Source organism: Candidatus Aquiluna sp. IMCC13023 (genome assembly GCF_000257665.1).
Classification (GTDB): domain Bacteria; phylum Actinomycetota; class Actinomycetes; order Actinomycetales; family Microbacteriaceae; genus Aquiluna.
In genome coordinates, this window is record NZ_AJKR01000002.1 from 306931 (window position 1) to 326669 (window position 19739).

Sequence of the window (19739 nt, forward strand, 5' to 3'; positions counted from 1 at the left end):
TCAATCGCTAGACTTTAGAAGGTTAAACGTCGGCTAAAAAGAACTGAAAGACCAAAGTGGATCTATTTGAATATCAAGCCCGCGACCTTTTCGAAAAACACGGAGTTCCGGTTTTACAGGGTCGAATCGCAGATACACCTGACGAAGCGGAGGCAGCAGCGACCGCTATCGGCGGCACAGTTGTCGTCAAAGCCCAGGTAAAAACTGGAGGGCGCGGCAAGGCCGGCGGTGTAAAAGTGGCTCACAGCCCAGCCGAGGCCCGGCAAAAAGCCGAAGAAATTCTTGGACTTGACATCAAGGGCCATGTTGTAAAGCGCCTAATGATCGCAGAGGGCGCCAAGATCGCTCAGGAGTTTTACTTCTCAGTCCTTCTAGACCGTTCAAACCGAACCTTCTTGTCACTTTGTTCTGTTGAGGGCGGCATGGAAATCGAGCAGCTTGCCGTTGAACGCCCAGACGCATTGGCAAAGATTCCGGTCTCCGCTGTTACCGGCATAGACAAGGCCTTGGCCATGGAAATTGCGAAGGCCGGCAGGTTCCCGGAAGAGCTAATCGACTCAGTCAGTGATGTAATCCTCAAGCTCTATGACGTCTTCGTAAAAGAAGATGCGACCTTGGTTGAGGTAAACCCGTTGGTGCTAACCGAAGACGGCAAAATTCTCGCCCTCGACGGCAAAATCACCCTCGATGAAAACGCGGATTTCCGTCACCAGCGCGATGACATGGAGCGCGATGCGCTCGACCCACTAGAAGCCAAAGCAAAGGCGATGGATCTGAACTACGTGAAGCTCGACGGCGAAGTAGGAATCATTGGAAATGGTGCCGGGCTTGTTATGTCCACGCTAGACGTCGTGGCTTACGCCGGAGAGGCCAATGGCGGAGTAAAGCCCGCAAACTTCTTGGACATCGGCGGCGGAGCGTCCGCAGAGGTAATGGCCGCGGGTCTAGATGTAATTCTCAATGACCCACAGGTCAAAAGCGTGTTTGTGAACGTCTTTGGCGGCATCACGGCCTGCGACGCGGTTGCTAACGGCATCGTTGGAGCACTAAACACTCTCGGCGCCAAGGCTTCTAAGCCACTTGTTGTCAGACTTGATGGAAACAACGTTGAAGAAGGCAGAACAATTTTGAAGGAATTCAACCACCCGCTAGTGGTACTTGCGGACACCATGGATGGTGGGGCTAACACCGCCGCTGAACTTGCGAACGGCTAAGGGGCTAAAAAATGGCAATTTTTCTAAACTCAGATTCTAAAATCATCGTTCAGGGCATGACCGGTGCCGAGGGAATGAAGCACACTCAGCGAATGCTGGCTGGCGGATCGAACATCGTTGGCGGTGTAAATCCTCGCAAGGCCGGCGAAACTGTCGAAGTTGAGGGCAAGTCCCTTCCGGTTTTCGGAACTGTCGCGGAGGCGATGAGCGCCACCGGTGCAAACGTTTCTGTTATTTTCGTGCCGCCGGCTTTTGCCAAGCAGGCAATCGTCGAAGCAATAGACGCTGAGATTCCACTTGCAGTTGCTATTACCGAGGGAATCCCGGTCCACGACTCAGCTTCGGCTTGGGCATACAACGTCGAAAAGGGACTGAAAACCAGACTTATCGGCCCAAATTGCCCGGGAATCATTAGCCCGGGTGAATCAAATGCCGGAATTACTCCTTGGAACATCACTGGAAAGGGACCAATTGGCTTGGTTTCTAAGTCCGGAACCCTTACCTACCAGATGATGTTTGAACTAAGAGACATCGGCTTTACAACGGGAATCGGTATTGGCGGGGACCCTGTTATTGGAACCACTCACATCGATGCCCTCGAGGCATTTGAGAATGACCCTGAGACCAAAGCTATTGTGTTGATTGGTGAAATTGGCGGCGACAGTGAAGAGAAGGCAGCGGAATACATCTCCAAGCACGTGACCAAGCCAGTTGTTGCCTACGTGGCTGGATTTACAGCTCCAGAGGGTAAGACCATGGGTCACGCGGGTGCGATTGTTTCTGGGTCTGCCGGAACAGCTCAGGGCAAGAAAGAGGCATTCGAAGCCGTTGGTGTGAAGGTTGGCAAGACGCCATCTGAGACCGCCACCTTGATGCGCGACATTATCGCCAACCTATAGCGCGAACCGTGAACCGGGGGCTTAGCTTCGCAATAGCCGCACTGCAGGCTTTGATAATCATTGCCACTGTGGTGGGACTGATGATTGCTCCGCTAACACTTGCTTGGTTTATAGAGGGCGACGGACAAGTTGAATGGATTCTGGCGCTCAGAGTAGCTGTCTATGCATTCTTGCTGGCATGCGGAGTCCCAATTGGCTTTGCTGAAGGAGAGATCCTAGGCATAGGTTTTGAAGCGTTCTTCCTCACAGCGCTGCCACTCGGGCTTACCGGCGTAATCGTTCTAATGGCAATCAGAATCGGTCATCGACTATCGGCCGCTGCCTCGCTTTGGCCGGCATGGCTCGGAGGGTCGCTAGCTTTTGGCGGCATAAGCTACGGAGCCTCACTGCTTGTGGCAGATGATTCGGTAATCGCAGGCACCTGGGAACCGCTTTATTATCCGGCAATATTTTTTGGATTAATACTCATCGCATCGTCCGTGAGCGGTAGAAGATTTGAGCTATTCGAGGGCGCAAATGGCCCGGAGGCCAAAGAGCGAATCTGGATCAGAGGTCTCTTTACTATCGCCTATGCGAAGTTGCACTGGTCAATTCGAACTGCACTAAACCCCGGTGTCAGGGTTGGTTTGTCGGTTGTGGCAGTTTTGATTTTTGCAAGCTCGGCATTGATTGCTCTTGGTTTAGGCTTCGGCTGGATTCAAGTTATCGGTCTTTATCAGGGGCTGGGCTTGAGTATTTTGGGCGGGGTCATGGTGACCATTGGTCAGCTGGCAATCTTGCCAAACCTAATTGTCTATGGGGCATCTTGGATTTCTGGGGCAGGGTTTGCAATCGGCACCGGCTCTTATGTTTCCCCGTTTGCGTCCGAGCTGGGTCCACTTCCCGCACTTCCGGTGTTTGCAGCCTTACCAACCGGGGGCTTTGAGCGCGGGCTTATTTTCGTACTTATTCCATTACTGGCCGCACTTATCGCAACGTTTTTTGTAGCGAGGCACGCGGATCAATTGCGCTGGGAATACAGCACCAGACTAAGTGGGGCTCTATCCCTGTCGTTGGTTGCTGCCTCAACCGCAGCTATCGCCGTCTTCCTTGTAAGCCAGGCAGCATCAGGCAGCTTTGGCCCGGGTCGGTTTGAAACCGTTGGGGCCAATCCACTGATGTTCGCAGGAGTGGTGTTTGTTGAGGTTCTAGTGCCCAGCTTCTTAGCTGCTTTGGTAATTGCTAAGCCATACGGCGATGCTTCCGAGCGAAAGTAGACTGGGTTCATGTTCTCGGTTGTAGTGCTTATTTCAGGTGGCGGTTCAAATCTTCGTGCGCTTTTGACAGCGGCGGCCAGCCCGCTATACCCGGCGAAGGTAGTTGCGGTTGGGTCCGATAAGGCTGCTACCGGCCTAGAGCACGCCGAAGAGTTTGGGGTTCCGACTTTCGTTGTCGAACCTTCAAGGTTCGAAAGCCGAGAAGCGTGGGCCGAGGTTTTGCTTTCGAATATTGAATTCCATAAGCCCGACCTAGTGGTCTTAGCCGGGTTCATGAGGGTCTTGCCTGCAAACATTGTCAACCAGCTCTCTCCGCGAATGATTAATCTGCACCCATCGCTGTTGCCCGATTTTCCAGGGGCCAATGCCGTCGCAGATACTTTGGCAGCTGGGGCTACAGTAACTGGAGCGACCATTCACATTGTTGATGAGGGCGTGGATACCGGCAAAGTTCTGACTCAAGTCAGCATTCCAGTTGCACTCGGAATCTCAGAAACTGATTTGCAAGAGCAGATTAAGCTGGTGGAACAAGAGCAGCTAGTTCAAGCGGTTCAGGACATTGCAACCGGAGCACTCGTGCTCGCCGAAAAGGAACACAATGCCTGATGTAGTGGCCATAAAAAGGGCATTAATTTCCGTATCGGATAAGACCGGGTTGATTGAGCTGGCTACCGCCCTGACTGCGGCTGGAGTGCAGCTGGTGTCAACCGGTTCAACCGCCAAACAAATCGCTTCTGCTGGTATGGCCGTGAAAGAGGTCAGTGAAGTAACCGGATTTCCTGAAAGTCTGGATGGTCGAGTAAAGACGCTGCACCCGTCCATCCACGGCGGCATTCTTGCCGATCTGAGACTTGAAAAGCACAATCAAGAGCTTGCCGAGCTAAACATCGAAGCTTTTCAGCTAGTGGTTGTAAACCTCTACCCTTTTGTTGAGACCGTTGCCAGCGGGTCAACCGGGGATGCAGCGATCGAGCAGATTGATATCGGTGGACCCGCAATGGTTCGAGCTGCCGCCAAAAACCATGCCAATGTGGCGATAATTGTCGATCCAAAGAATTACCCGCTTTTGATAGATGCGCTTGATGAGGGTGGGACAACACTCAGGTTTCGGCAAAAACTTGCTCAGCAGGCATTTGCTCACACCGCCGGCTATGACTCGGCGGTTGCAAGCTTCCTGGCGCGCGAATTCGGTGAAGAGGCCACTCCGGAATCGATCAATATTTCGCTCACCAAAGACCAGGACTTGAGATACGGCGAGAACTCTCATCAGTCGGCAGCACTTTATTTCTCTGGTGATTCTTCAGGTGTGGCAACTGCCATTCAGCATTCGGGCAAGCAGATGAGTTACAACAACTTTGTTGACGCAGATGCCGCGCTTCGGGCAGCCCACGACTTTCAGGCCCCCGCGGTAGCGATCATCAAGCATGCTAACCCGTGTGGAATTGCTATCGGAGCAGATGTCGCAACTGCCTATCAGGCTGCCCACAATACCGATCCGGTTTCGGCCTTCGGAGGAGTAATTGCAACCAATAGCGAAGTTACCGAGGCAATGGCCCTAGCCGTTGCTGATATCTTCACCGAGGTCATAATTGCGCCCTCGTTCAGCTCGACAGCAATTGAAATACTGAAAAAGAAAAAGAACTTGCGAATTTTGGAGCTATCAAGTCCTTATGTCAGAGCGGCGTTAGACATTCGTCAGGTTTCGGGCGGCATGCTTATTCAGGATTCAGACGGATTTGAAGGCCTGAATAATCAGAACTGGCAATTGGTCGCTGGTAAGGGTGTTGAGGCTGACCAGATGCGCGACTTAGAGTTTGCATGGATCGCTTGCCGGTCAGTGAAATCCAACGCGATTTTGCTGGCTAAAAATGGGGCCGCCGTTGGGATTGGCATGGGTCAGGTCAACAGGCTGGATTCTTGCAGGCTGGCGGTTGCAAGGGCTGGCGACAGAGTGGTCGGTTCGGCCGCAGCCTCCGACGCATTTTTCCCATTCGCCGACGGTCTTCAGGTGCTGATAGATGCCGGGGTATCGGCAGTTGTCCAGCCGGGCGGAAGCGTTCGAGACGAGGAAGTGATTGCCGCAGCCAGCAAGGCCGGCATCAGCATGTACTTCACGGGCGAAAGACATTTTTTCCACTAGAAATAATCAAAGCGCATCAAATGTTTACGAGAAAGGCCGTTTGGCCAGAATTACCTCGGAGAGAGCTATGCAGCAGGCTGAATTGGGGACTATAAAAACCCTTTGGCGACTGGTCCCTTTTGCAAGACGGGCACTATGGCGCATTGGCCTTGGCATACTCGCTGCAATCGGCGCACACATGGTGGCTCTTTCAATCCCGCAATTTTTGCAGTCACTGGTGAACTCACTGGTGGACGGCGGTCGGGCCGCATTGCTACCCGCTGTCGGTTTGATTCTCTTGCTCGGGGTTATAGAGGCTGCTCTAGTACTTCTCAGGCGTTGGTTGGTTCTGACTCCTGGAACATTCGTAGAGGCTGATATGCGGAACACTTTGTTCGCCAAGCTTCAAGACTTACCAGTTGCATTCCATGATCGCTGGCCATCGGGGCAGTTGCTTTCCAGGGCGGTTGCCGACCTGGGTCTAATTAGGCGTTGGCTCAGCTTTGGAATTGTGCTACTGATCGCGAACTTCATCACCCTGGTGGTTGGACTATTGATTCTGTTCACCTACAACTTCTGGTTGGGGCTTATCTTTTCAGTAGCGTCTATTCCGATTTGGCTCATTGGATTCCGCTTCTCGCGCGGTTTTGGCACTATTGCCAGGCTCGCTCAGGATCAGTCGGGAGACCTTGCAACACGGGTAGAAGAATCTGTTCATGGCGTCAGAGTCCTAAAGGCTTTCGGCCGCGGCGGTTTTGCAGCTGAACAATTTGCAACCCAGGCCTCGGAACTTAGGAACACAGAGATTAGCAAGGCAAAAGCCGTCGCAAACATCTGGCTCTACCTAATGATGATTCCCGAATTTGCTCTTGGCCTGGCTCTCTTGGCCGGGATTTGGTTTACGGCTAACGGGGAAATGACGGTTGGGACACTCGTGGCTTTTGTTGCAACCGCGATGGTCCTTCGTTGGCCAACTGAGTCCCTTGGATTCTTGCTGGGTATGACACTTGAGGCGAAGACAGCCACAACGAGAATCTTCGAAGTGCTGGATGAGCCGGACCTAATTGCTGATCCGGTTTCTGGCAAGACAATTAAGGAACCCAAGGGCCTACTTGAGTTTCATGAAGTTCACTTTCACTACCCGGATGCTGATCCGAAAAATCGCGACTTGGTCGATGGCGTCAGCCTTCGAATAGAGCCGGGTCAGTCGGTAGCACTTATTGGGCTTACCGGAAGTGGCAAGACAACCCTGACGGCTCTAACAACAAGGTTGTATGAGGTAACCGGCGGCTCGATAACTATCGATGGGGTCGACATTAGAGATTTGACTCGAGCCGACCTTAGATCAAACATCGCAATGGCTTTTGAGGACGCCACTCTTTTCTCATCCAGCGTTCGCGACAACGTTCTCCTGGGCAATAAAGATCAAAGCGAGGATGCCCTAAAGCAGGCCCTCGAGATTGCCCAGGCGCAGTTTGTATACGATTTGCCACAGGGCCTTGATACGCCAATCGGCGATGAAGGTCTGAGCCTCTCGGGTGGTCAGCGCCAGCGATTGGCATTGGCAAGAGCGGTGGCGGCCAAACCTAAGATCTTGGTTTTGGATGATCCACTGTCGGCCGTTGATGTTGACACCGAGGCAATGGTCGAAGACGCGCTTCGACATGTTCTGAAATCAACCACCGCCCTGATAGTCGCTCACCGACCTTCGACGGTGATGTTGGCCGACAAGGTCGCTCTAATGCAAGATGGCAAAATTATTGCCTTCGGTACTCACCGCGAACTACTAGACACCAGCACCGAATACCGCCACGTCATTACCTCTCTGGACACTGACCAGAAAGAGCGTGAGGTGAACGTATGAGTCTTTACGGAACCAACAACGAAGAAAGAACCGATCTAACCAAAACCGAATCTAGGTTCATTAGGCAGCGATCCCGAAAGCTTCTGGGTTCGTTGTTGCTCCCACTTCGCGCAAGGCTTTGGCTCGCTGTAGCAATGATTTTTATCTCCACGACGCTCAGGGTTGCGGGTCCAGCGCTAATCGCATTCGCAATTGACTGGGCACTTCCTAGAGCCATTGAGGACGACTTTTATCCGCTGTGGATGATAATTCTGCTGTATTTGGGAGCCGCAGCTTTTAGTGCGCTGATGGTTTATTACTTCATGATCCTTACGTCAAAAATAGCCCAGTCAATGCTGTTTGCATTGCGGAACAGAATGTTTGTCCACACACAAAAGCTTTCGGTCGAGTTCCACGAGCGCTACACCGCGGGGCGAGTAATCGCGAGGCAGACCTCGGACCTAGAGTCGATTTCCGAACTACTGTCTGGTGGCTTAGGAGAACTAGTCGTTGGAATCTTCTTCATGGTATTCACCGCTGGTGCGCTCTTGATCCTTGATCCAATTAGCTTCCTTGTTCTTATGGCCGCAGGTATCCCACTTGCGATTGTGACTAGGTGGTTTCAGATAAACACGAACCGTGGCTTTAGAGCGCAGCGGGTTGCATCTTCAACCTTGATTCAAAACTTTGTCGAGACCATGACCGGTATCCGCGCGGTCAAGGCATTCCGCAAGGAGGGTCGCAACGAGAAGCACTTTGGTGGCTTGGTGGAAAAGTACCGGCTATTGAACGCAAGACTGATTCAACTTTTTGGAATTTACGATCCAGCATTGATATTAATCGGCAACGCGACCGTTGCTGCGATCCTGCTCGTGGGTGGATTCCGAGTGCTTGACGGAACGTTGGGCATAGGGGTTTTGACGGCAGCAATTCTTTACGCCAGAAGGTTTTTCGACCCGATGGAACAGATTGCAATTTTCTATAACTCTTACCAGTCGGCTTCTGCTGCTCTTGAGAAAATTTCCGGTGTGCTGCAAGAAGAGCCGTCGGTACCAGATCCTGAGAACCCGGTTGAGCTGAAGAACATCAACGGTGGTCTAGTTTTTGACAGGGTGAAGTTCCAGTACAACACCGGTGATATTGTGTTGCACCCGTTCTCGCTGGATATCCCAGGTGGCCAAACTATCGCTCTGGTCGGGACCACTGGCGCCGGGAAGTCGACTCTCGCAAAACTCATATCAAGGTTCTACGACCCTAGCGAAGGGGTCGTTCGTCTTGACGGTTACGACCTAAGAGACATTTCGAATGTGAATCTGCGTCAAAAGGTAGTTATGGTGACTCAGGAGGCATACCTGTTTACCGGATCGGTAGCCCAGAACATTCAGCTAGGGCGCCCGGGTGCATCGATGGATGATGTGGTCAAGGCCGCCAAGGCAGTGGGGGCGCACGAATTTATTCTGGAACTGCCCTACGGCTATGAGACGGATGTCAATAAGCGTGGCGGGAGAGTTTCAAGCGGCCAGCGCCAGTTGATCTCCTTTGCACGTGCCTTCCTGGCGGACCCTGCAGTTTTGATTCTGGATGAGGCAACTTCTTCCTTGGACATACCCTCGGAGGCAATGGTGCAACTTGGTCTAAAGACACTGCTTGCGGGTCGGACCGCTGTGATCATCGCGCATCGACTCTCAACGGTTTCGATAGCGGATCGTGTTTTGGTAATGGAGCACGGAAAAATTATTGAGGATGGTTCACCGGAGCAGCTAGTGGCCTCGGGAGGTAAATTCTCGAAGCTCTACAAATCCTGGAAAGATTCTCTGGTTTAGGGCTCATTGACTGAAACCGATAGGCTAGGGACGGTCATTTAGGCCCGAATCACGCGCTTAATCAGGAGAGTAATGAACAAAATCAGTGTTGTTGGAAAAGTTGTTGAGCTAGACGGCGACGAAATGACTCGCATCATCTGGCAGGACATCAAGGACAAGCTGATTCTTCCTTATCTGGATATTGACCTGGAGTATTACGACCTATCGGTTGAAAATCGAGATGCGACTGACGATCAGATCACCATTGATGCAGCTCACGCCATCAAGAAGTACGGCGTTGGAGTCAAGTGCGCAACGATTACTCCGGACGAAGACCGAGTGGTCGAATTCGGATTGAAAAAAATGTGGCGTTCTCCGAACGGAACCATTCGAAACATCCTTGACGGTGTTGTATTTCGCGAGCCAATTATCATCTCAAACGTTCCGAGGTTAGTCCCGGGTTGGACCAAGCCAATCATCATTGGTCGTCACGCACACGGTGACCAGTACAAGGCCACAGACATCAAAATACCTGGCAAGGGCACTGTCACCATGACATGGGCCCCAGCTGACGGCTCAGAGCCGCAGGTATTGACAATTGCGGACTTCCCGGAGAACGGCGGAGTTGCAATGGGAATGTACAACTACATGGATTCCATTCGTGATTTTGCAAGAGCCTCCTTCAACTACGGCCTGGCTCGAAACTATCCGGTCTACATGTCAACCAAGAACACAATTTTGAAGGCCTACGACGGAGCGTTCAAGGACGCCTTCGAGGATGTTTTCAATACCGAGTACAAAGACAGGTTTGAAAAAGCTGGCCTCACCTACGAGCACCGTCTAATCGATGACATGGTCGCAGCTTGCTTGAAGTGGGAAGGCGGGTATGTTTGGGCTTGTAAAAATTACGACGGTGATGTGCAGTCCGACACCGTGGCGCAAGGCTTTGGCTCTTTGGGTCTAATGACCTCGGTGCTAACAACCCCAGATGGCAAGACGGCACTGGCCGAGGCTGCTCACGGAACTGTGACTCGTCACTACCGCCAATGGCAACAGGGCAACAAGACCTCTACCAACCCAATTGCATCGATCTTTGCCTGGACAAGAGGCCTGATGCATCGAGCAAAACTGGATGACACCCCTGAGGTGGCAAAGTTCGCGCAGGCACTTGAAGATGTAATTATCGAAACGGTTGAGTCTGGAAAAATGACAAAGGATTTGGCTGCGTTGGTTGGAAAAGATCAGCCTTGGCAGTCAACCGATGAGTTCATGGCATCGATTGCCGAGAACCTTCAGTCAAAAATGGCCTAAATAACCAGGCCGCTAGCGGCTTGTGGAAAACTCCCTGCAGGAAACTGCAGGGAGTTTTACTTTGTGTGGCATGAAACTTCGATCATTATTAGCCCTTACTTTTTGCTCCTCAATAGCTTTTGGAGCTGTACCCGCTCAAGCCGAAGAGTGTCCAGACGGAATCTGCGAACTGGTCTTTGAATACACCGGTAATGCCGAGTACTTCACGGTCCCTGACGGCGCCAAAAATGTTTCCTTTGAAATCAGTGGAGCCGCCGGAGGTAGAGGCGGCATGGGCGGCCGCGTAACTGGGGAGTTCATAAACTTCCCGACTGGGTTCTGGGTGTTTGTCGGCGGCGAGGGCGTCATCAATGCTGAGGCCCCAGGCGGATATAACGGAGGCGGCCGAGCCGGAGGCTCCAGGGGCAACGAGGGTTCCGGTGGGGGAGCCAGCGACATTCGCTCCGGTACGAACCTAAACGATCGGATTGTTGTGGCCGGAGGCGGCGGAGGTGGCGGCGGCTATGCCGGAGCTGCTGGTGGTGCCGGTGGAAACCTAGTCGCCGACAACGGCGGATCGGGACAAGGTTCTGGAGGAGGCGGCGGTCGGGAAAGCTCTGGGGGTTCCGCGGGTGCCTCCAACGGCGGCAGTTCGGCACAACCCGGTGGTTTTGGGATTGGAGGAACTGGAGGTAGCAGCTGGAACGCCGGCGGTGGAGGTGGCGGCGGCGGTTGGTTCGGTGGCGGCGGTGGTGGAGCGGATGACGACTCTTGCTGCGCTGATGCCGGTGGCGGCGGAGGAGGGTCTTCATATGCAAACACGTCTCTAGTGACCAACATCAACCATCAAGCAGGAGTCCAGAATGCAGCGGGCCGAGTGGTCATTCGATATGAGGTTCCATCGATAATCACTTTGTTTGCTGGCACCCAGCTAAGTAATAACGAGATTTCGATCAGCATGGAGGTAGAGGGTAGCTTTAGTCCCAACTCGACCCATCTGGAAGTCGTGGACACTGCCTGCATCGTAAGTGAACCTGAGTTAACTGGATCAACATATGTCTTTCAAATTCAGGGCTGCGTCGACTCGAGATTCCTAGCTGCATTGGCACCTGAAGCCGCGGCTTTGCTAACTGATGACACGAGTGCCTCGCTGCAGATCGAGCTTGACTTGGTTGGGCCCGAGTTCACCTTCGATCAAATTATTTCTGCTGATCACGACTACGTGTTTGACCTTATTGGCAGTGAGGATAATTCTGGTTTGTCTTCTGAGGACATTCTTGTCGCAGGATGTGACGAAACAGTGCTTCTGAACCAAAGGCTAAGCCTGAACGATTGCCAGGAGGGCGATATCATAATCACTCTTGCGTCAAACGTTGTGACTGACTCAATGGGTAATCTGGGTCCTTCTGAGCCTACTGTCCTTGAACTATCAAGAGACACAATCGCTCCGACATCGCAATGGCTCGAGCCTGAAATCACCGAGATAGACGGCAACTTTAACTTGGTAATCTCGCTCAGACACGACGATTCTCTAGTGGAGGACGCCGCCGTCGAGTTTCTCGCCGATGAAATAAGTTGCCTTCCAATTACAACATTTTCAGAAGGAGAAGTAACCTTCGAATATATTGGCTGCGCGCCTGGGAGCATGAGCTGGAAATTAGCGGCATTTTCCCTGATTGATTCGGCGGGAAACTCAGGTCCAGCTATCGACTCAGTTCTCGAGCTCACACTTGTAGCCCTAGAACCAACCACAGAACCAACCCCAGCAACACCAGAGCCGGCGCTTGAGGTGGCTCCTCGTGAACCCGCGTTACAGATTCCGAGTCAACTAGCGCCAGGGCTCCCGGATGAGATCCATTCACCGATTGAGGCGCCCGAGTTTGTAGACCAAGAGATCGTTGAAGAGATCCTGGAGTTCGTTGAAAGTGAAGAGGTTATTCCAATTGAAAAAGAGTCACCGCCCAAAGCGGTCTCCACGGTTCCAACTCGGTCAAAGCAACCTGTCTCATCGCCAGTTGATTCAAAGTCAGCGCCGGCCGCTTCTGAGCCTGAGCCTCAAGAACTCGAGAGCGAAGCCACTGTGAAAAAAGACCAAGGCGATTTACTCGATCAGAGCGAAATAGCTTCACAGTCAGCCTACGTAGCTGAGTTGGCTTCGGGAGACCAAAAACCTGCGCGACCAGACTCTGTTGCTCGGATTTCGCCTTGGTTGGCGGGTGGAGCGGTAGCAGCAGTCTTGGCTTTTATTGTTTATCGGAAGATGATGGTACGTTGACCATCAAGTAGCACTCGATGCTCGGCAAACCAGCGAACTGCTTGGGTAAGGGTCTTGGATTCCACGTCTTGGCCGATCTGAACCAGGTGTGACTTGGTGGATGCATGTTCAACTCTGGTCACGTTTTGTTCAATGATCGGACCTTCATCGAGATCTTCGGTCACAAAGTGGGCGGTCGCACCGATGAGCTTCACGCCTCGAGCATGAGCCTGGGCGTATGGGTTGGCGCCTTTAAAGCCCGGCAAGAATGAGTGGTGGATGTTTATTATCTTTCCAGCAAACTCCTCACAGAATTCGGCGGAAAGAATCTGCATGTAACGAGCCAGAACAATAAGTTCGATGTCGTGTTCAATAATAATTTCACGCAATCGTTTTTCGAAGTTGGCCTTATCGCCGAGGTTGTTAGTTGGGAGTGATTCAAAATCAACTCCAAAAAAACTAGCTAACTGTTGTAGGTCGTCAGAGTTGCCAAAGACCTTAGGGATTTCGATTGCAATTTGCCCAGCGCGCTGACGGTAGAGAAGGTCATTTAGGCAGTGATCGGCTTTGGTAACTAAGACGATAGTCCGCATGGGCCTGTCTACATGGTCAAGCACGTACTGCATCTGAAAAGTCTCGGCGATGGCCTCAAATTGTTTTTCGAAGTCTGCCTTTGTTATGTCCGCTTCAATCTGCAGTCTCATAAAAAAGCGGCCAGTGTCCTGTGAGGTGAACTGCTGGCTCTCGGTAATGTTTCCAACGGCAGCAACCACGGCTCCAGAGATTGCGTGGACTATGCCTGGTCGGTCTGGGCAGATAAAAGTCAGAACCCAATGTTCTTTGGCAGCTTGCATTCCTCAATACTATTGGCGCCTACCAGCCCGACCGAAATAACTCTGATAAAGTTGAGAGATGCTTACTCATTCAGTGAAATTTATGTCCCCGCTAAGCGAAGTTGATCCGGAAATTGCCGCGGTTTTGCAGCAGGAGCTTGATCGTCAACGCCACACCCTGGAAATGATTGCGAGTGAGAACTTTGTCTCCGCTGCAATTTTAGAAACCCAGGGTTCAGTCCTCACCAATAAGTACGCTGAGGGTTATCCGGGCAAGCGTTACTACGGCGGCTGTGAAGCGGTAGACATCGCCGAAGATCTTGCAAGAGAGCGTGCAAAGGAATTATTTGGCGCCGAACACGCAAACGTTCAGCCGCACTCGGGAGCCTCTGCAAACGCGGCGGTACTAATGGCCCTGGCAAGTCCGGGAGACCGCATTTTGGGTCTAAACCTTGCCCACGGCGGTCACTTGACTCACGGCATGAAGCTTAACTTCTCGGGACGCATGTATGAGGGGCACTCATACGAGCTAGATCCAGAGACACATCTGATTGACATGGAGACCGTTCGTCAGCGAGCAATAGAGGTAAAGCCAGCGGTTCTGATTGCGGGATGGTCTGCATATTCAAGGCATCTAGATTTTGCTGCATTCAGGGCAATCGCCGATGAGGTGGGCGCCAAGTTGTGGGTGGACATGGCTCACTTCGCAGGACTTGTTGCTGCCGGAGTTCACCCAAGCCCAGTTCCTTTCGCCGATGTGATTTCCACTACAGTTCACAAGACCCTTGGCGGTCCTCGCTCCGGTCTGATTCTTTGCAAGCAAGAGTGGGCAAAGAAGATTGACTCAGCGGTTTTCCCTGGACAGCAGGGTGGGCCATTGATGCACGTAATTGCCGGCAAGGCCGTCGCATTCAAGGCAGCTATGCAGCCGGAGTTTCGAGAGCGTCAAGAACGAACCATTTCTGGTGCGCGAATTATTGCAGACAGGCTGAACCAAGCCGATGTCACTGGGGCCGGAGTTTCAGTGTTGACTGGCGGCACCGATGTTCACTTGGTGCTTGTTGATCTTAGGAACTCTGAGGTTGACGGTCAAATGGCCGAGAACCTATTGCACGAGGCCGGTGTGACAGTGAACAAGAACTCAGTTCCTAACGACCCTAGGCCGCCAATGGTGACCTCTGGGGTGCGCATTGGTACTGCGGCTCTAGCAACCAGAGGCTTTGGCGACGAAGAATTCGTGGAGGTTGGAGACATCATTGCTAACGCCCTCATTCCAGGTGCTGATTTACCCGCATTGAAAGCAAGAGTTAGAGTTCTGACCGAAGCCTTCCCGCTTTACGACGGACTAGAAACTAGGTAGTTGGTTGACCGCTCTAATACTTGATGGCTTAGCAACAGCCAAAGCCATAAAGACAGAGCTTGCAGCTGAGGTTGTTGGTCTGAAGGCCAGGGGTATCAACGTTGGGCTCGGAACAATCTTGGTGGGCGATGACCCGGGGTCACTTTCTTATGTGTCCGGTAAGCATAGGGATTGCGCTGAGGTTGGAATCGAATCTATTCGAATCGATCTTCCAGCAACTGCCTCTAGAGCCGATGTCCAGGCTGCTATACAGGACCTCAATCAAGCCAAGGAAGCGACCGGCTTTATAGTTCAGTTGCCGCTTCCGGGTGGAATCGATGCCAACGAAATGCTGGAACTAATCGATCCCGATAAAGATGCCGACGGACTTCACCCGGTGAATCTTGGCCGGTTGGTTATGAACACCGGTGGTCAAATCAGTAGCCCACTGCCCTGCACTCCAAGCGGGATCATCGAACTCCTAGAGCGCTACGACGTGAGTCTTCGAGGGGCAGAAGTTGCAATTATCGGTCGAGGGCTGACCGTGGGTAGACCGCTCGGGCTAATGCTCACTCGCAAGGGCATTGATGCGACACCAACTTTGCTCCACAGTGCATCCAGGCACATCGAGGAAGTTATTTCGAGGTCAGATATTGTGGTGGCGGCTTTGGGAAGCCCTCACTTCATAAGACCTGAGTGGATAAAGCCCGGCGCTGCGGTGTTGGATGTCGGAATAACAAGAGTTGACGGAAAGCTTGTAGGCGATGTCGACCCTGTTGTTGCGACGGTTGCCGGTCACATCTCTCCGAATCCAGGCGGTGCGGGCCCAATGACCCGAGCAATGCTCGTTAGAAACGTTGTGCTGGCTGCCGGCTAAAAACGGGACCTGATGGCCCAAAGATCCGGGAATACCGGGTTGAAAAGCGTGCTTGCCAAATAGCCTGCTCCCGAAGAGCCTCCGGATCCAATTTTGTGCCCGATAGTGCGCTCAACCATCTTGACGTGACGATAACGCCACTCCTGAAGCCCCTCATCCAAATCGACTAGAGCCTCGCCAATCATGGAAGCTTCCGGGTCATTTCTGTGAAGTTCAATAAGAATATCCTGCAGACCCTCGTGGGGTTCCCAGGCTTCGGTGACGTCTCTAGATAGCAACTCCTTTGGTATTGCTTTTCTCGAGTTGAAATAGTGCAGGGCCGAATCCCACAACGACATCCTTGTCATTGCAGCTTCTACTCTTGCGCGAGCAGGGGAGCCGGCAATTAGATGCTCCGCCATCCCCATGCCCGATTTGGCATCGGCTTTTGCCCCAGCCTGATCTCGTCTTCCAAGAACGGCCTCAAGTTCGCGGAACTGTGCAGACTGGAATCCGCTCGCGGAGCTTAGGCGCTCTCGAAATGAATTGAACTGCAGCGGCGTCATTGTTTCCAGGATGTCCAGTTGAGAGACGCAAGTCTTCATAATGGTTCGGATTCGACCTAGCAGTGCCATGGATCGATGAGAGTTACCTTCTTGCAGCGTGACCTGTAGGGCGGCGACTTCGTGAAGGACCTGCTTGAACCAGAGTTCATAGACCTGGTGGATTGTGATGAACAACAATTCGTCGTGCTCTGGGCCATCGCTCAAGGGCAGTTGCAGCGCGAGTAGTTCGTCAATCTTGAGGTACGAAATATAGGTGACGTGCTTATTCTGTTCCACTGTTATCCATTCGCTGTGTCCGAGTGTTCACTGCCAGCTTTTCTGGCTATTTAGTTTGCATATAAGAGAAGGCTTGAGGCTTAGGTAACCCGGTTGGCATCTTGCTCGATGCTCATGTACTTTCCGCTTTCGACCAAGTCTCGCAATCGCGAAAACCCCTCGAATACCTCTGTGTAGCTGGTCGCCAGCGGAGAAATAGCCACCCGAATTGCGTTCGGCTCTCGATAGTCAGGTATTACCTTTGAGATCTTCCGCATCGCGTATGCGATTTGTCTTGCTTCCGGGTGAGTCAAGATTATGTGACCACCTCTGAGTGCTGCTTGAGAGGGAGAGGCAACTTCAAATCCCAGTGGCTCTAGCCATTGCCTGAACAAGTCCATCATCAGCTCTGTGCCTTTGGCGGCCTTCTCCTCAATAAGTTCAATACCGGCGCGCTCAATCATCTCGTAGGCAACCTCAACAGCTCTGATGCCGATGATTGAGGGACTGGCAATCTGGTAGCGCCGAATGGTGTCAGCCGGCTCAAAATCCGGCCCCATTTCAAACTGCATTTCCTGCGCGAACCAGCCCTGAATTGGAACCCGAAGCTCCGTCTGAATCGATTTTGAGACAAACAGCCAAGCCGGTGAACCCGGGCCAGAATTGCCGTATTTGTAGGTGCACCCAACCGCTAGGTCAACGCCGTTTTTCTCGAAATCTAGCTGAATAGAACCGGCGGCGTGAGAGCAATCCCAGACCACAAGCCCTCCGTGTTGGCGGACTAGATCGGTTATTGCTCTAAGGTCTTGCCTTGCACCGGATCGATAGTTGATTGCTTGAAGAGTGACCATTGCGACGTCGTCGTTCAGGTGCTTAGCAAGCTCGGAAGCAGTAACTCTTTCGAACTCTGACTCGATTCTTACTGCCCCGGGTCCGCCAGAGCCGTCGGTATCAAGTGTTACAAGATTGAGCCCCATTGATTCAGCGATGCCGGCCAGAATGTATCGGTCGGTGGGGAAATTAGATGAATCGATAATCACTGTCTTGCGCCCCGGCCTTGCCCTTATGGCTGCAACGCAGAGTTGGTAGAAATTCACGCTGGTGGTGTCGCAGACCAGGGTTTGACCCTCGCCTGCTCCAAGCACGGCACGAGCCAAAAGATCTCCTGCGGGTTGGGCTTGATCTATCCAGTGCGACCAACCGTCTACTAACTCCGGTCCCCACTCGCTGGTTAAAAACTTATTTACCTCATCGATTGTGCGCTTTGGCAGCCGGCCCAATGAGTTGCCGTCCAGGTAGCAAACCTCGGAGTCCGATATCACAAACTCGTCGCGAAAGTGTGCCAATGGATCGTTAGCATCCAGAAGGGATACCTGTTCGGCAGTGATCTGATTATGAGCGGTCATGCCCCCTACTCTATTGCTAAACCAGCAGTTGGTGCTTTGCTAGGTCAGTGTAGAGCGGGGTGGATTTCACTAGCTCAGAGTGGGTGCCAACTCCAACAATTTCGCCATGCTCTAGAACAATAATCTGGTCTGAATCCACCACTGTGGAAAGTCTGTGAGCAATTATCAAAAGGGTGCGGTCATGCGCTACGGCATCGATGGCCTCGCGCATGCGCTGTTCATTCGGACCGTCTAGAGCACTGGTTGACTCATCTAGCAGAAGGATCTCGGGAGAGGCCAGCAGCGCTCTGGCAATAGCCAAGCGCTGTCGCTCACCACCTGAGAGCATGATGCCATTTTCACCGACTTCTGCGGCCAGGCCTTTGGTGTCTCGTTTTAGTACCTCGGCAAGGTTTACCTTTTTGAGGACCGCTTCGAGCTCCTCATCTGTTGCGTCAGCTTTGCCCAGCAACAGGTTGTCCTTCAGCGATCCCGCTAACACTGGAGCGTCCTGTTCAACATAGCCAAGTTGCTGCCGAAGTGAGTCTCTTGAAAATTCAGTTACCGGTTGACCGTCGAGCAGAATTTGTCCCTTGGTCGGCTCATAGAACCGCTCGATCAGCGAGAAAACGGTAGATTTGCCAGCACCTGAGGGTCCAACCAGAGCGACTCTTGAACCGCGAGCAATTTTCAGATTCAGCTGTTTCAATATCGGTTGAGGCTCTTCACCTTCCTCGGTCGCGTAGTGAAACTCAACGTCTCTGAATTCAATGGCGGTGTTGTTGGTGCCCTTTCTAGGCAGCTTGTCTCCACCAGATTCTTCCTCATCAAGATCCATGATCTCCTTGATGCGAGCCAGCGCACCTAAGGCTCCCATCACTGACGTGTAGGCACCAAAGGCTGAGATAAGAGGCCCGATCATGAAAAACAACAGGATGACAAAGGTAACCAGTGAGGCAATGGTTGTTGCGCCAGTTGCAACCCTTAGGCCACCTAGCCCAAGCACAATTATGAAAGCTGAGTTGAAGGCGACCTGAGCAATAGGGGAGACGATGGCTGAAAGCCTTGCAATGCTGAGTCCCTGGTCGTAGGCAGCCTCAGCGTCCTTGTGGATTTCCTCAGTTTCGCGAAGCTCTGCCCGGGAGGCCTTGATGGTTCGGATTGCACTTAGCGCTCGCTCAACCGCAGCGCTCATCTCACCAACGCGCATCTGCGCTTTGGTAGTTGCAGAGCGTATTCGCCTACCGGTAAGTGCAATCGCTCCAACGGCGACAAACACAACAAGCAGCGTTGTTCCCAGAAGCAGCGGGTCGATAAAGGCCATCACAATTATTGCGCCAGCAAACTGCAGTATTCCTCCGAGAGCATCCACTAGCCCTTGAGTCAACACGGCCTTCAGCAGTGTTGAATCCGATCCGACCCGAGAAACAAGGTCACCGATTCGGCGGCGGTCATACTGCCAAATTGGAAGCCTCAGCATTCTGGCAACCAGCGCTTTTCTCGTGGTCAGCACCACGCCCTCGCCGGTCTTGTAGAGCAGGTAGTACTGGAACCCATTCACCAGCGCCGAGGTTATGACTAGGCCCACAATCAGCGAGGCAAGCAGGGTGGTATCCAGATTTTCTTGCACAGCTGTAATGAGCTGACCAATCAAGAGTGGTTGCCCCAGCGCTAACAGTGAACCGATAATCGACAGCACCAGTGCCAAAATCAAAGTTTTCTTGTGGTCCGCCAGATACGGCAGAAGGTCCTTCAGCTTCGCCCTCGGACCGCGATACTCACGGCTCTTTGGGTTCTGAGTTGGATCTTGGTAATACTCGCTCACTGC

At 52.5% G+C, this 19739-nt stretch carries 15 protein-coding genes; 11 read left to right on the forward strand and 4 right to left on the reverse strand.

All coding sequences use genetic code 11. The features are described from left to right. Nucleotides 1–56 precede the first annotated feature (56 nt). From sucC to IMCC13023_RS06975, 9 genes are all read left to right on the forward strand, one after another. Nucleotides 57–1214 carry an ADP-forming succinate--CoA ligase subunit beta gene (gene sucC, locus IMCC13023_RS02495; protein ID WP_007540884.1) on the forward strand — a complete coding sequence of 386 codons (1158 nt, stop codon included), beginning with the start codon at nt 57–59 and terminating at the stop codon, nt 1212–1214. Nucleotides 1215–1225: 11 nt separating this feature from the next. Then, nucleotides 1226–2113 carry a succinate--CoA ligase subunit alpha gene (gene sucD / locus IMCC13023_RS02500; protein WP_007540886.1) on the forward strand — a complete coding sequence of 296 codons (888 nt, stop codon included), beginning with the start codon at nt 1226–1228 and terminating at the stop codon, nt 2111–2113. Between the two features lie 8 nt (nt 2114–2121). Then, entirely contained in the window at nt 2122–3369 is a 1248-nt protein-coding gene (locus IMCC13023_RS02505; RefSeq protein WP_007540889.1) for a cell division protein PerM, read from the forward strand. A gap of 9 nt (nt 3370–3378) precedes the next feature. Next, nucleotides 3379–3975, forward strand: coding sequence for a phosphoribosylglycinamide formyltransferase (gene purN / locus IMCC13023_RS02510; protein ID WP_007540891.1), 597 nt, complete (start codon nt 3379–3381; stop codon nt 3973–3975). Further along, the gene (purH, locus tag IMCC13023_RS02515) at nt 3968–5509 is read left to right on the forward strand and encodes a bifunctional phosphoribosylaminoimidazolecarboxamide formyltransferase/IMP cyclohydrolase (protein ID WP_007540893.1); all 1542 of its coding nucleotides are present in this window, start codon (nt 3968–3970) and stop codon (nt 5507–5509) included. Before purN ends, purH begins: the two co-directional genes overlap by 8 nt. A 67-nt stretch (nt 5510–5576) precedes the next feature. Further along, nucleotides 5577–7352 (forward strand): ABC transporter ATP-binding protein, encoded by a 1776-nt coding sequence (locus IMCC13023_RS02520; RefSeq protein ID WP_007540895.1) that lies wholly within the window; start codon nt 5577–5579, stop codon nt 7350–7352. Continuing rightward, complete coding sequence (locus tag IMCC13023_RS02525; RefSeq protein ID WP_007540897.1) at nt 7349–9154, forward strand: ABC transporter ATP-binding protein; 1806 nt, start codon at nt 7349–7351, stop codon at nt 9152–9154. The genes IMCC13023_RS02520 and IMCC13023_RS02525 overlap by 4 nt, the downstream gene beginning before the upstream one ends. Nucleotides 9155–9226: 72 nt before the next feature. Beyond that, the gene (locus tag IMCC13023_RS02530) at nt 9227–10444 is read left to right on the forward strand and encodes an NADP-dependent isocitrate dehydrogenase (protein ID WP_007540899.1); all 1218 of its coding nucleotides are present in this window, start codon (nt 9227–9229) and stop codon (nt 10442–10444) included. Nucleotides 10445–10514: 70 nt separating this feature from the next. Beyond that, nucleotides 10515–12698 (forward strand): glycine-rich protein, encoded by a 2184-nt coding sequence (locus tag IMCC13023_RS06975; RefSeq protein ID WP_007540901.1) that lies wholly within the window; start codon nt 10515–10517, stop codon nt 12696–12698. Here IMCC13023_RS06975 and purU read toward each other — a convergent pair. Then, nucleotides 12674–13531, reverse strand: a complete 858-nt coding sequence (gene purU, locus IMCC13023_RS02540) for a formyltetrahydrofolate deformylase (protein WP_007540903.1) — start codon at nt 13529–13531, stop codon at nt 12674–12676. The genes IMCC13023_RS06975 and purU overlap by 25 nt on opposite strands. 82 nt (nt 13532–13613) lie before the next feature. On the opposite strand from purU, the gene glyA reads away from it, so the two are divergent. Beyond that, nucleotides 13614–14870 (forward strand): serine hydroxymethyltransferase, encoded by a 1257-nt coding sequence (glyA, locus tag IMCC13023_RS02545; RefSeq protein ID WP_007540904.1) that lies wholly within the window; start codon nt 13614–13616, stop codon nt 14868–14870. Nucleotides 14871–14874: 4 nt separating this feature from the next. Continuing rightward, nucleotides 14875–15726, forward strand: a complete 852-nt coding sequence (locus tag IMCC13023_RS02550) for a bifunctional methylenetetrahydrofolate dehydrogenase/methenyltetrahydrofolate cyclohydrolase (RefSeq protein WP_007540906.1) — start codon at nt 14875–14877, stop codon at nt 15724–15726. Here IMCC13023_RS02550 and IMCC13023_RS02555 read toward each other — a convergent pair. The 3 genes from IMCC13023_RS02555 to IMCC13023_RS02565 all read right to left on the reverse strand — a co-directional run bounded on the left by IMCC13023_RS02555 (nt 15723) and on the right by IMCC13023_RS02565 (nt 19736). Beyond that, a complete protein-coding gene (locus IMCC13023_RS02555) occupies nt 15723–16547 on the reverse strand; it encodes a tryptophan 2,3-dioxygenase (RefSeq protein ID WP_007540908.1) in 825 nt (274 codons plus the stop codon). The genes IMCC13023_RS02550 and IMCC13023_RS02555 overlap by 4 nt on opposite strands. An 80-nt stretch (nt 16548–16627) precedes the next feature. Further along, nucleotides 16628–17932, reverse strand: coding sequence for a kynureninase (locus IMCC13023_RS02560; protein ID WP_007540910.1), 1305 nt, complete (start codon nt 17930–17932; stop codon nt 16628–16630). A gap of 16 nt (nt 17933–17948) precedes the next feature. Next, the gene (locus IMCC13023_RS02565) at nt 17949–19736 is read right to left on the reverse strand and encodes an ABC transporter ATP-binding protein (protein ID WP_007540912.1); all 1788 of its coding nucleotides are present in this window, start codon (nt 19734–19736) and stop codon (nt 17949–17951) included. Nucleotides 19737–19739: the final 3 nt, after the last annotated feature.

Bases quoted from the DNA above. Each gene is read 5' to 3' on its own strand.
- IMCC13023_RS06975 (WP_007540901.1), top strand. From the start codon at position 10,515: ATGAAACTTCGATCATTATTAGCCCTTACTTTTTGCTCCTCAATAGCT.
- glyA (WP_007540904.1), top strand. From the start codon at position 13,614: ATGTCCCCGCTAAGCGAAGTTGATCCGGAAATTGCCGCGGTTTTGCAG.
- IMCC13023_RS02520 (WP_007540895.1), top strand. From the start codon at position 5,577: ATGCAGCAGGCTGAATTGGGGACTATAAAAACCCTTTGGCGACTGGTC.
- IMCC13023_RS02560 (WP_007540910.1), bottom strand. From the start codon at position 17,932: ATGACCGCTCATAATCAGATCACTGCCGAACAGGTATCCCTTCTGGAT.
- purU (WP_007540903.1), bottom strand. From the start codon at position 13,531: ATGCAAGCTGCCAAAGAACATTGGGTTCTGACTTTTATCTGCCCAGAC.
- IMCC13023_RS02525 (WP_007540897.1), top strand. From the start codon at position 7,349: ATGAGTCTTTACGGAACCAACAACGAAGAAAGAACCGATCTAACCAAA.
- purN (WP_007540891.1), top strand. From the start codon at position 3,379: ATGTTCTCGGTTGTAGTGCTTATTTCAGGTGGCGGTTCAAATCTTCGT.
- sucD (WP_007540886.1), top strand. From the start codon at position 1,226: ATGGCAATTTTTCTAAACTCAGATTCTAAAATCATCGTTCAGGGCATG.
- IMCC13023_RS02530 (WP_007540899.1), top strand. From the start codon at position 9,227: ATGAACAAAATCAGTGTTGTTGGAAAAGTTGTTGAGCTAGACGGCGAC.
- purH (WP_007540893.1), top strand. From the start codon at position 3,968: ATGCCTGATGTAGTGGCCATAAAAAGGGCATTAATTTCCGTATCGGAT.